Consider the following 12457-nt stretch of genomic DNA (forward strand, 5'->3'; position numbering starts at 1 on the left):
ACGAAACATCGCGATGCACAATCGCACTCCAACCGGCGCCGAGCGGGTCCTGGTGCTCGACGTGGGTAGCTCGTCCGTGCGGGCGACTTTCTTCGATGCGACCGGAGAGAGCCTGCCCTCCGGCGAGGAGATGCGCCGGCGCTACCGCTGGCGATCCGAGCCCGAGGGGGCGATGGAGTGCGAGGCAGATCGGTTGCTCGCGGAGGTAGAGCAGGTCCTGGACGCCGCGGTCGCGAAGGCGCGCGCGGAGCGTCTCGAAATCGTGGCCGTTGCGATCGCCGCCTTCTGGCACAGCCTGATGGGGTTGGATCGATCCGGAATGCCGTCCACTCCGGTCTTCGGGTGGGGCGATACGCGTGCTTCCGACACGGCCATTTCACTGCGCGCGCAGGTGGAAGAGCGGGCGATCCACGAACGGACCGGGTGCTTCCTCCACCCCAGCTATCCGCTCGTTCGCCTGGTGTGGCTGCGCTCTCACGACCCCGATGCTTTCGCGCGGACTGCGGCCTGGGTATCATTTCCCGAATACCTGGAAGAGCGGCTGCTCGGGGTGCGGCGGTGCTCCATCTCGATGGCCTCCGGGTCGGGGCTGCTCGACGTCCATCGCTGCGACTGGGATGAGCGGGCCGCCGAGGTCGCGGGGATCGACCCGCGGCAGCTGTCGCCACTGGTGGATGCACACGAAGCGGCGTCGGGCCTGCGACCGGAGTACGCGCAGCGCTGGCCCGAGCTTGCACATATTCCCTGGTTTCCGGCGCTCGGCGACGGTGCGTGCGCGAATGCTGGAAGCGGGGCGGTAGGAACGGAACGGTTCGGGGTCACCGTCGGGACGAGTGCCGCGGTTCGAGCGCTTTGGCAGCCCGGTGGCCGGGTGAGCATTCCGGAGGCGCTCTGGTGCTATCGTCTCGACCGGCGCTGGTGGGTGGCGGGCGGAGCACTCTCCAATGGTGGCAACGCTCTGGACTATCTTCGCCGCACACTGCGCGTGGGGACGACGGCTGAATCCGACCCACGGGTAGGGGTGCTGCCGCCGGACGGCCACGGCCTCACGGTGCTCCCCTTCTTGCGCGGGGAACGGGGTCCCGGCTGGCAGATGGAACGGGAGGGGGTGATGGTCGGGATGAGCGACGTCACGCGTCCGGAGGAGATCCTTCGGGCATGGATGGAAGCCGTGGCCTATCGCATTGCCCGGGTGGCGGAGCGGCTCGAGGAGGTCGGCGGCCCCGTCCGCGAAGTCGTGGCGAGCGGGGGCGCGCTCTATTCCTCCCCCGCCTGGACACAGATCCTGGCGGATGTGTTGAACCGACCGGTCGTCCTCACCGGCGAACGGGAGGACACCAGTCGCGGCGCCGCCTTGATGGCGTTGCGGAGCCTGGGTCTCATCGAGGGGCTGCGCGAGCTCGCCCCCCCGGTCGCACGGCGGCTGGAGCCCGATCCCGACCGTCACGCCGTCTATTGTGAGGCGGCCGCACGACAGCAACGACTCCTGGAAGTGCTGGCCACCTGGTCCGATCGCTAGACCGAGGACGGAAATTCGAGGACAGCCCTGGACGCTTCAAGAAAGGACCTGCAAAGATGCCCGGCCAGAACGAGCTGGACCAGCTGTGTATCAATACCATCCGGACGCTCTCGATGGACGCGGTGCAGGCCGCCAACTCGGGACACCCGGGCACTCCCATGGCGCTCGCCCCGCTGGCGTATGTCCTATGGACGCGGCATCTCAAGCACAACCCGGCCGATCCGAAATGGGTTGATCGTGACCGCTTCATCCTCTCGGCCGGTCACGCCTCCATGCTTCTCTACTCGCTGCTGTACCTGAGCGGCTACGGCCTGGAGCTGGAGGACCTGAAGGAATTCCGTCAGTGGGAGAGCGTCACTCCCGGACACCCGGAATACGGGATGACGCGCGGCGTGGAGACGACCACCGGTCCGCTGGGGCAAGGCTTCGCCAACGGCGTCGGAATGGCGATGGCGGAGCGGCACCTCGCCGCGCTCTTCAACCGGCCGGGGCATGAGGTGATCGACCATTACACCTACGCCATCTGCTCCGACGGAGACCTGATGGAAGGGGTCGCGAGCGAGGCCGCGTCGCTGGCGGGTCACCTGAAGCTCGGCAAGCTGATCTATTTCTGGGACGACAACTCCATCACCATCGAGGGATCCACGGAGCTCGCCTTCACCGAGGACGTGCTCAAGCGCTTCGACGCGTACGGGTGGCACACCGCGCGGGTCGACGATGGCAACGACCTCGAGGCGATCGATGCCGCGATCCGCGCGGCGCAGGCGGATCCCCGCCCCTCGATGATCGCGGTCCGCACGGTGATCGGGTACGGGTCGCCCAACAAGGCCGGCACGGCCAAGGCGCACGGTGCGCCGCTGGGGGAGGAAGAGGTCCGCCTGACCAAGCAGAACCTCGGCTGGCCGACCCTGGAGCCCTTCTTCGTGCCGGAGGAGGCGCTCGCCCATATGCGCCGACAGGTTGAACGCGGCCGCGAAGCCCAGGCCCGCTGGGAGGAGCGCTGGCAGCGGTACCGCGAAGCCTTTCCCGATGACGCAGACGCGCTCCGAGCGGCTCTCGAGCGTCGCTTGCCGGAGGGGTGGGATGCGGACCTTCCCAGCTTCGATCCACAGGACAAGCCACCGGCCACGCGCGCAGCCTCGGCGAAGGTTCTGAACGCGATCGCCAAACGGGTCCCCTGGCTCGTAGGGGGATCGGCGGACCTGGCCGAATCGAACCTCACCCTCATCGAGGGCGCGGAGAGCTTCCAGGCGGGCAACTACGCTGGCCGCAACCTCCACTTCGGCGTGCGCGAGCACGCCATGGGATCCATCCTCAACGGGATGGCGGTGCACGGGGGAGTGCGGCCGTACGGCGGCACCTTCCTGATCTTCTCCGACTACATGCGGCCGCCCATCCGGCTCGCGGCGCTGATGGAGCAGCCCGTCATCTATGTGTTCACTCACGATAGTGTGGGACTCGGGGAGGACGGGCCCACCCACCAGCCGGTGGAGCAGCTCGCCTCGCTGAGGGCGATTCCCGGCCTGGTCGACCTGCGGCCGTGTGACGCCAACGAGACGGTAGAGGCCTGGCGCTTCGCCATGGAGTACGACGAGGGCCCGGTGTTCCTGGCGCTGAGCCGTCAGGCACTGCCGATCCTGGACCGGACGAAGTACGCGGGCGCGGAGAACCTGCGGAGAGGAGCTTACGTACTGGCCGACGCCGGCCGCGGCGAACCGGAGGTCATCCTCATCGCCACCGGCTCGGAAGTGGCAGTCGCGGTAGAGGCGTACCACACGCTGGAGCGGCAGGGCATCGCCGCGCGCGTGGTGAGCATGCCGAGTTGGGTCCTGTTCGAGCGTCAGCCGAAGGAGTATCAGGAATCGGTGCTGCCGAGCCACGTGCGCGCCCGCGTCTCGATCGAGGCGGCCGGCCCCATAGGCTGGCACCGCTGGGTGGGGCCGGAGGGGCAGATCATCGCCCTCACCCACTTCGGCGAGTCCGCGCCGGCGAAGAAGATCTTCGAGGAACTGGGCTTCACCGCCGAGAACGTGGTCAACAAGGCGCGCTGCGCCCTCGGCCTCGAAGATTCCCAGCCCGAGCTCGAGCGCGGCCTCGCGGCCGCCGGGCCGACACGGCACGGAACGGACGAGAGCTAATATTTAATTTTGAATTTTGAGTTTTGAATTACGAATTACGAATTACGAATTACGGCAGCAGCGTGCCTGTCACCGACGGCGCCGCCCCGATCATTGCGAGCTCGGCCTCTGTCATCCTGAGCAAAGTGAAGGAGCGCGGGCGAGCAGGATCTCGGTTTGCGATCCTTCGCTGCGCCGCTCCCGGGCTCCGCTCAGATGGCAGGCTGACACAATTCCAGATTGACAACCTGTAATTCGTAATTCGTAATTCGCAATTCATAGCATCCCTCTCTCCCCCTTTGACCCATGACCACTAGCCCTTTGCAGGAGCTCACCCGCCTGGGACAGAGCGTGTGGCTCGATTACATCCGGCGGGGAATTCTGGACAATGGCGAGCTGGAGCGGTTGATCCGCGAGAGCTCGGTACGGGGGGTCACCTCGAACCCCGCCATCTTCGAGCAGGCCATTGCCCGCAGCGATGACTACGACGACGAGCTGGAGATGCTCGCGGCGGAGGGGGCGGAGGCGCTCGAGGTGTACGAGACGCTCGCCATCGCGGACATCCAGCGCGCGGCCGACCTCTTCCGCGGCATTTACGACGAGACCGGGGGGACCGACGGCTTCGTCTCGCTGGAGGTCTCCCCGGAGCTTGCTCACGACACCGAGGGAACCATCGCGGAGGCGCGCCGGCTGTGGTCGATGGTCGACCGGCCCAACGTCATGATCAAGGTGCCTGGCACCGACGAGGGCCTGCCCGCGATCGAGCAGCTGCTCGCCGAGGGGCTCAACATCAACATCACCCTGCTCTTCTCCCTGGAGGGCTATGAGAGGGTGATGGAGGCCTACCTGGCGGCTTTGGAGCGGCGTGCCAGCGCGGGACAGCCGCTGGACCGGATCGCTTCGGTGGCGTCGTTCTTCGTTTCGCGGGTAGACACGGCGGTGGACAAGTTGCTAGAGGCGAAGGCGGCGAACGCGACCTCGGACGAGGAGCGCGCGCACATACGCTCGCTGCTCGGCCGTGGTGCCATCGCCAACGCCAAGCTCGCCTACCGTCGTTTCCAGGAGATCTTCGGATCGCCGCGGTTCGGCGCCCTCCGCGAGAAGGGAGCCCAGGTGCAGCGGCCGCTCTGGGCCAGCACCTCCACCAAGAACCCGGAGTACAGCGACGTGCTCTACGTGGAGGAGCTGATCGGCCCGGACACAGTGAACACGATGCCGTTGGCGACGCTGGAGGCCTTTGCCGATCACGGCATCGCCCAGCGCACCGTGGACCAGGACATCGAAGGGGCGCGCCGCGTCATCTCACAGTTGGAAGAGCTGGGCATCGACTTCGCCGGGGTCACCCACCAGCTGCAGGTCGAAGGGGTGGAGAAGTTCGTCGAGCCCTTCCGGCATATGCTGGAGAAGATCGATGAGAAGTTGACCGAAGTCGCCGCCGGCGACTGACCCCTCGCGGCGGCACCGCGGATCGGCCCCGGCAGCGCTCGCTTCCCGGGGCCGACGCGTGCGCGGTGGCCGCTCCGAAGGCCCGACCAACCATGCTGATCGCCCCACTTCCTGAAGTTGCCGTTGCCCGCCAGCCGACCCGGGCAGAACGTGCGGCCGTCCGGCTGCTCCAGATCGGATGCACCGCGGCCGTGTTGGTCGCCGCCACCTACCGGGAGTTCGACCTCGATCGATTCTTCGTCCCCAAGGAGCTGGTGCTCCACGTCACCGCGGCGGCGATAGGACTTCTGCTGGTGGGCAGCGTGAGGTCCCTCGCGGTCACGCGGGTCGACCTCTTTCTTCTGGGATTCCTGGTGGTGAGCGCGGTCTCGACGGCGCTGGCGACGAACCCGTGGGCGGCGCTGAGGGCGCTCGGGATCAGCGTGTCGGGGGTGCTGGTGTTCTGGTGTGCGCGCGCCCTGCGAGAAGCGGGTCTGGCTCGCCGGGTGCTCTTCGGCGCAGCCCTCGCGGCAGTCATCACCGCGATCGCATGTCTGCTGCAGGCGTACGGCGTCAGATCGGACTTCTTTTCGCTGAACCGGTCGCCCGGCGGGACGCTGGGAAATCGCAACTTCGTGGCGCACCTCGTCTCTTTCTCGCTGCCGGTCCTGCTGCTGACCACGTTGCGCGCGTGGCGCAACCTCGGCTTCGTGATCGGGGCGTCGGGAACGGCGATCGCGCTGTGGGCGTTGATCCTGACCCGCTCGCGCGCCGCGTGGCTGGGGATGGCGGTCGCACTCCTCGTGCTCGCGGTGGGTGCTCTGCTCTCGCGTCCGGTCCGGCGGGACCGCCGATACCTGCTGCGCACCGCGCTGTTGATGGTGTTCGCGTTGGGAGGGGTGGCGGGCGCCGTCTCGTTGCCCAACGCGCTGAAATGGCGTTCCGAATCGCCCTACCTGGAGACGGCCCGCGGAGTCGTGAACTATCGTGACGGTAGCGGCCGCGGGCGCTTGCTCCAGTACCGGAGTTCCCTCAAGCTGCTCGGAGATTATCCCGTGCTCGGCGCCGGACCGGGGAACTGGCAGGTGCATTACGCGGAGCATGCCGAGGCGAACGATCCCTCGCTGGACCGGACGGAGGCAGGGCTGACCGCGAACCCCTGGCCGAGCAGCGATTGGGTGGCGTATGTCAGTGAGCGGGGGCTGCTCGGGTTTGGCTTGCTGGTCCTGGGCGGCGTGGGGCTCGTGGTCGCGGCCTGGCGGAGGCTGCGCACCGCTCGCGACTCGGAAGAAGGACTCGCCGCGATCGCGTGTGTGGCGGTGGTGGCGGCGACGGTCACCACCGGGATGTTCGATGCCGTCCTGCTGCTGGGATGGCCCACGCTCCTAGTGTGGGCTACCCTCGGTGCGCTGTGGAGCCCCGAGACGGCGCGCGGCGTTTCAGCTCCGGCCGCGCTGAAGATGATCGTGGTGTTGCTGCTCGCCCTCGGCGCCTCTGCAGCCGCGGTGCGTAGCCTGGGCTCCCTCTCGGCGATGACGATCTTTGTCGGCGATCCGAGCCCCGAGCGCCTGGAGATGGCCGCAAAGCTTGACCCGGGAAACTACCGCGTGAGGATTGCGGCGGCCCGCAATCATCGCCGGGGTTCGGAAGGGCGCTGCCGACACGCCGGCGCCGCGCTACGGTATTTTCCCAACTCGGCCTCGGCGCGAAGCCTGGCGAGGAGCTGCGACTGAGGAGGCGTCCGGCGCCCCCATCGGCAGTGAAATTGCGGCGCCGCTGGCCGTCACGCCGTCGAAAATATCGGCGATTCCAACTGCGGTACTCAGAGGGAGGAGCGGAATGGAGCTGGGGATGGTCGGCCTGGGCAGGATGGGCGGCAGAATGACGGAGCGCCTGCTGCGAGGCGGGCACCGCGTGGTGGTGTACGATCTCGACCCCGAGTTGACGCGAACGATCGGAGAGCTGCCCGGCGCGGAGCCGGCGGAGTCGCTCCAGGCGATCGTCGATCATCTACAGCCGCCTCGCGTGCTCTGGGTGATGGTGCCGGCCGGGGATGCCACCGAGCAGACCCTGCTGTCGCTGGCGGACGTCGTGGCCCCCGGCGACATCCTCATCGATGGCGGCAACTCGAACTGGCACGACACCAAGCGGCGCGCCACCCTCCTGCGCGAGCGCGGCCTGCGCATGCTCGACGCCGGCACCAGTGGGGGCGTATGGGGGCTGGAGGTCGGATACTGCTTGATGGTGGGTGGCGAGGCGGACGCGTTCGCCCATTGTGAGCCGATCTTCCGCACGCTCGCTCCGCCGAACGGCTACCTGCACGTGGGGCCGAATGGGGCGGGCCACTTCACCAAGATGGTGCACAACGGGATCGAGTACGGCCTCCTGCAGGCCTACGCCGAGGGGTTCGAGATCCTGCACGCCTCAGAGTTTCCGCTGGATTTGCGGGCGATCGCCGCGCTCTGGAACCAGGGAAGCGTGGTTCGGTCCTGGCTGCTCGAGCTGCTCGAGCGCGCTTACGCGGAGGAGGGCCAGGACCTCGAGCGCATCCGGGGATGGGTGGCGGACTCCGGAGAAGGGCGATGGACGGTCGAGACGGCGCTGGATCTCGACGTGCCGGCACCGGTCATCACCCTTTCACTGCTCAGCCGCTTCCGATCACGCCAGGCGGAATCCTACTCGGCCCAGGTCATCGCCGCGCTGCGCAGCCAGTTCGGGGGCCACGCCGTGCGTGAGAGCCCGCCGGGCGAAGGCAGGGATTGATGCAGATGGCAGAGCCCATCTCGATGGGCCAGCGGATGCGGGCGGGTTGCCCCGCGGGTCCGCTCGCGCTCGTCATCTTCGGAGGAACGGGCGACCTCACGCGCAGGAAGCTCCTCCCCGCGCTGTTCCGTCTCCATCGCCAACAGCTTCTGCCCGCGGGCTTCGCTCTCGTCGGCGTGGGCCGCGAAGACATCCGCGATTCCGGGTACCGTTCGCTCGTGCGGGAGGCGCTCGCGTCGCTCGAACCTTCGGCCGCAGAGTGGGAGGCCTTCGGGGGCCGCGTCTTCTACCAGTCCGGCGACTTCACCAGGCCCGAGCTCTTCCTCTCTCTCCATCAGCGGCTCGAGCAGATCACTACGACGTGCAATACGCAGGGAAATCTGCTCTACTACCTGGCGATCCCGCCCGGGCTGATCAGGACCGTGGTGGAGGGCCTCGGCCGCGCCGGGCTTCTGCGGGACCCGGAAGATGAAGCATGGTCTCGCGTGGTGGTGGAGAAGCCGTTCGGAAGGGATTTCGACAGCGCCGTGAAGCTGAACCAGGTGCTGCGGGGCGTGCTCGACGAATCCCAGATCTACCGCATCGACCACTACCTGGGGAAAGAGACCGTCCAGAACCTGCTGGTCTTCCGCTTCGCCAACCTCCTCTTCGAACCGCTCTGGAACCGCTCCCTCATCGATCACGTGCAGATCACCGTCGCCGAGTCGGACGGGATCGGCACGCGGGCCGGCTATTTCGAGCGGGCGGGAGCGCTGCGGGACATGGTGCAGAGCCACCTTCTGCAGCTCCTGGCGATCATCGCAATGGAGCCGCCGGGCTCCTACGACCCGGAATCGATCCGCAGCGAGAAGGTGAAGGTACTCCGCTCGATCCACGTGGACGGCGAGGCCGACCTGAGTCGGGCGCTGGTGCGCGGGCAGTACGTGGAGGGCGAGGTGCCCGGCGCCGGACGGGTGCCTGCGTACCGCGCCGAGAAGGGCGTGGACCCGTCATCGACCACGGAGACGTACGTGGCGCTGCGGCTGTGCATCGAGAACTGGCGGTGGGCGGGAATTCCGTTCTACCTGCGCACCGGCAAGCGGCTCCCCAGAAAACATACGGAGGTGGCGATCCACTTCCGCCCCGCGCCGCACCCGATCCTGGACCGCGTAGATCGCGACCTCCCCGCGCCGAACGTCCTGATCCTGCAGATCCAGCCCGAGGAGCGAATCTCCCTGCAGTTCGAGGCAAAGGTTCCCGGCCTGGCCGGTCCGCTTCGCCAGGTCAGCATGGACTTCGACTATCTGACCGCCTTCGAGGAGCGTTCGCCCGAGGCGTACGAGCGGCTACTGCTCGACGTGATGCTGGGTGACCCGACCCTGTTTGCGCGGGAGGACGAGGTCGAGGCCGCGTGGGCGATCGTGACCCCGCTTCTGCAGGCGATGGAGGCCGGTGTGGTGCCGCTGGAGACCTATGCGGCGGGGAGCTGGGGACCGGAAGGAGCCGTGCGCCTGCTGGAAGAGGGTGGGCGTCGGTGGCGTGATCCCGGTGCGTCCGTGGGAGGCCGATCGTGAACCCGTTGATCGGACGCATCGAGGAACACTCGAACCCAGACGAGCTCGCCCGCGCCGCCCTGGAGAGCTTCCGCTCGATCGCCCGGGACGCGGTCGAGCGCCGGGGGCGCTGCGTCGTCGCCCTGACCGGCGGCTCCTCTCCCGAGAGACTCTTTCGCCTGCTCGCCGATCCCGTGTTGGCCGACGAGATCCCCTGGGAGCGCGTGCACTTCTTCTGGGGCGACGAACGGGCCGTTCGTCCTGGCCATCCTCGCAGCAATTCCCGGCTTGCCGACCGCCTCTTCATCCGCCCGCTCGCGCTCGCCGGGGCGAACGTTCACCGGATCCATGGGGAGCTGGGAGCCCGTCGTGCCGCGGAGCGCTACGAAGCCGAGCTGCACCGCTTCTTCGGCGAGCACCCCCGATTCGACCTCGTTCATCTGGGCTTGGGGGACGACGGGCACGTTGCGTCGCTCTTCCCGTTCGACGCGACGACCCTGCACGAGCGGGTGCGTCTCGCGCTGCCGGCTCTCCACCCTGCGCTGGGGGAATGGCGGGTGACGCTGACCTACCCGGTTCTGCGTGCCGCCCGGCACATCGAGTTCCTGGTGCCGTCGTCGGCGAAGGCGCGTGTGCTGCGCCGGGCGATGTACGGGCCGCTGGACCCCATCCGCATTCCCGCCCAGGGCGTCAGGCCCAGGCACGGAGATCTCCTCTGGCGCGTGACCAGCGAGGTTCTCGCCGCCGCCCGCGCCGGCGATTGAAGCCCGCTCGGTCGGGCCCAGTACGAGCCCATGGCGGCACGCCGTTCGCATCCTCGGGGCCGCGATTTTCGTCCGTCCCACCCACTCGTTGATCGATGTCAGAGGCCACGTCCGCTCGCGATATCCGGCTGATCGCTCACGGCGAACACTCCAATCCATTTTCCGTGCTCGGGCTGCATCGCGTCCTGACCGACGGGGCCGTAACCGGAATCGTGCGCGCCTTCGTGCCGTGGGCGACTCGCCTCGTCGCGGTGTTCGACGGGAGGGAGCCGATCGAGCTCGAGCGTATTCACCCGGCCGGGTTCTTCGCCGCGCTCGCACCCCCGGACCTCCCACGCCCATATCGCCTCCGCGCCACGGACCCGAATGGGTCGGAGGTGGAGTTCTACGATCCTTACTCCTTTGGCCCCACCCTGGGCGAGCTGGATCTGCACCTCCTGGGTGAGGGCACCGACCTGCGGATGTACCACAAGCTCGGGGCACATCCGCATACGATGGACGGCGTCAGCGGCGTCCGCTTCGCGGTCTGGGCCCCCAACGCGCAGCGGGTGAGCGTGGTGGGCGATTTCAACGACTGGGACGGTCGTCGCCACGTCATGCGCGTCCATCCGGGCGTCGGAATCTGGGACATCTTCATCCCCGGTATCGGGCCCGGCGCCCTCTACAAGTACGAGATCAAGCCACGTCACGGAGCCCCTTTTCTGAAGAGCGACCCGGTCGCGTTCCAATCCGAAGTGCGGCCGGCGACGGCCTCGATCGTGAGTCGACTCGACGGCTACACGTGGACGGACGACGAGTGGATGAGGCATCGCTCAGCGCGTCGTCCCGAGGATGGGGCCATGTCCGTCTACGAGATGCACCTGGGATCGTGGCGCTGGCGCGAGGGGCGGCCGTACACCTACCGGGAGATGGCGGACGAGCTGCCCGCGTACCTGACCGAGATGGGCTTCACTCACGTGGAGTTTCTGCCGGTGATGGAGCACCCCTACGACCCCTCGTGGGGCTACCAGGTGACCGGCTACTTCGCGCCCACCAGCCGCTTCGGCTCACCTGACGATTTCAGACACCTCGTCAACGAGCTCCACCGGAACGGGATCGGCGTCATCCTCGACTGGGTTCCGGCCCACTTCCCGCGCGATCAGTCCGGACTGCGCCATTTCGACGGCACGCCACTCTACGAGCACGCCGACCCCCGCCAGGGCGAGCATCCCGACTGGGGCACGATGATCTTCAATTATGGGCGCAATGAGGTCCGCAACTTCCTGGTCGCGAACGCCCTCTTCTGGCTGGAGGAGTTCCACGCGGACGGTTTGCGGGTCGACGCCGTCGCCTCGATGCTCTACCTGGACTACTCCCGCAAAGAAGGCGAGTGGCTGCCGAACCGCTACGGGGGGCGCGAAAACCTGGAGGCGATCGACTTCTTCCGGACGCTCAACCGCATCGTCCGGGAGCGACATCCCGGGACGCTGATGATCGCCGAAGAGTCGACCGCCTGGCCGGGGGTGACGCAAGCGGTGGAGGCGGGCGGGCTGGGGTTCCACCTCAAGTGGAATATGGGGTGGATGAACGACTATCTCCGGTTCATCGAGCACGACGCGATCTACCGCAAGTACCACTTCGGGCTGCTCACCTTCTCGCTGGTCTATGCCTTCAGCGAGCGATTCATACTGCCGCTGTCCCACGACGAGGTCGTCCACGGCAAGCGCTCGCTGCTCGACAAAATGCCGGGGGACGAGTGGCAGAAGTTCGCCAACATGCGCCTCACCCTGGGCTACATGTGGACTCACCCCGGTAAGCAGCTCCTCTTCATGGGTGGGGAGATCGGGCAGTGGCGCGAATGGACCGAATCGTCACCGCTCGACTGGTACCTGTTGGAACGGCCGCTGCATCGTGGCCTTCAGCACTTCGTCAAGGACCTCAATCGCGTCTACCGGGCTACTCCGGCGCTCTGGCAGAAGGACTCCACGTACGAGGGCTTCGAGTGGATCGACTTTCACGACGTGGAGAACACCATCCTGTCCTTCGTGCGCAAAGGAAACGATCCTGAGGACGAGGTGGTGGTGGTCTGCAACTTCACGCCCGTTCCACGGCATGATTACCGCATCGGCGTCGCCCGTGCCGGCTGGTACCGTGAGCTTATCAACAGCGACGCCGAGTTTTACGGTGGGAGTAATCTCGGCAACGCCGGCAGGGTAGTCGCCGAGGAGGTGCCCGACCATGGCCGCCCCTTCTCACTGCGGCTGACACTGCCGCCGCTGGGTATGCTCATTCTCCAGCGCGAGCGCGGGTGAAGCGATGAGCGATCGGTTGAAAGGGCCGTAACCATCTGAACGAGGG

8 protein-coding genes are annotated in these 12457 nt (G+C 67.3%); all 8 read left to right on the top strand.

The window, feature by feature from the left end:
* The first annotated feature begins 13 nt into the window (after positions 1-13).
* The 8 genes from VF167_11485 to glgB all read left to right on the top strand — a co-directional run bounded on the left by VF167_11485 (position 14) and on the right by glgB (position 12411).
* A complete protein-coding gene (locus VF167_11485; protein ID HEX6926033.1) occupies positions 14-1519 on the top strand; it encodes a gluconokinase in 1506 nt (501 codons plus the stop codon).
* A 56-nt stretch (positions 1520-1575) separates the two neighbouring features.
* Complete coding sequence (gene tkt, locus VF167_11490) at positions 1576-3657, top strand: transketolase (protein HEX6926034.1); 2082 nt, start codon at positions 1576-1578, stop codon at positions 3655-3657.
* A gap of 285 nt (positions 3658-3942) precedes the next feature.
* The gene (gene tal / locus VF167_11495; GenBank protein ID HEX6926035.1) at positions 3943-5082 is read left to right on the top strand and encodes a transaldolase; all 1140 of its coding nucleotides are present in this window, start codon (positions 3943-3945) and stop codon (positions 5080-5082) included.
* Positions 5083-5174: 92 nt separating this feature from the next.
* Positions 5175-6794 carry an O-antigen ligase family protein gene (locus VF167_11500; protein HEX6926036.1) on the top strand — a complete coding sequence of 540 codons (1620 nt, stop codon included), beginning with the start codon at positions 5175-5177 and terminating at the stop codon, positions 6792-6794.
* A gap of 106 nt (positions 6795-6900) precedes the next feature.
* On the top strand, positions 6901-7824 hold the full coding sequence (gnd, locus tag VF167_11505) for a decarboxylating 6-phosphogluconate dehydrogenase (protein ID HEX6926037.1): 924 nt from the start codon (positions 6901-6903) through the stop codon (positions 7822-7824).
* Positions 7825-7829: 5 nt separating this feature from the next.
* Positions 7830-9377 (top strand): glucose-6-phosphate dehydrogenase, encoded by a 1548-nt coding sequence (gene zwf, locus VF167_11510; protein ID HEX6926038.1) that lies wholly within the window; start codon positions 7830-7832, stop codon positions 9375-9377.
* Complete coding sequence (gene pgl / locus VF167_11515; protein ID HEX6926039.1) at positions 9374-10120, top strand: 6-phosphogluconolactonase; 747 nt, start codon at positions 9374-9376, stop codon at positions 10118-10120. Before zwf ends, pgl begins: the two co-directional genes overlap by 4 nt.
* A 95-nt stretch (positions 10121-10215) precedes the next feature.
* The gene (gene glgB, locus VF167_11520) at positions 10216-12411 is read left to right on the top strand and encodes a 1,4-alpha-glucan branching protein GlgB (protein ID HEX6926040.1); all 2196 of its coding nucleotides are present in this window, start codon (positions 10216-10218) and stop codon (positions 12409-12411) included.
* The last annotated feature ends 46 nt before the right edge of the window (positions 12412-12457 follow it).

Source organism: Longimicrobiaceae bacterium (genome assembly GCA_036375715.1).
GTDB lineage: Bacteria > Gemmatimonadota > Gemmatimonadetes > Longimicrobiales > Longimicrobiaceae > DASVBS01.

Bases quoted from the DNA above. Each gene is read 5' to 3' on its own strand.
- VF167_11485 (HEX6926033.1), top strand. From the start codon at position 14: ATGCACAATCGCACTCCAACCGGCGCCGAGCGGGTCCTGGTGCTCGAC.
- tkt (HEX6926034.1), top strand. From the start codon at position 1,576: ATGCCCGGCCAGAACGAGCTGGACCAGCTGTGTATCAATACCATCCGG.
- tal (HEX6926035.1), top strand. From the start codon at position 3,943: ATGACCACTAGCCCTTTGCAGGAGCTCACCCGCCTGGGACAGAGCGTG.
- VF167_11500 (HEX6926036.1), top strand. From the start codon at position 5,175: ATGCTGATCGCCCCACTTCCTGAAGTTGCCGTTGCCCGCCAGCCGACC.
- gnd (HEX6926037.1), top strand. From the start codon at position 6,901: ATGGAGCTGGGGATGGTCGGCCTGGGCAGGATGGGCGGCAGAATGACG.
- zwf (HEX6926038.1), top strand. From the start codon at position 7,830: ATGGCAGAGCCCATCTCGATGGGCCAGCGGATGCGGGCGGGTTGCCCC.
- glgB (HEX6926040.1), top strand. From the start codon at position 10,216: ATGTCAGAGGCCACGTCCGCTCGCGATATCCGGCTGATCGCTCACGGC.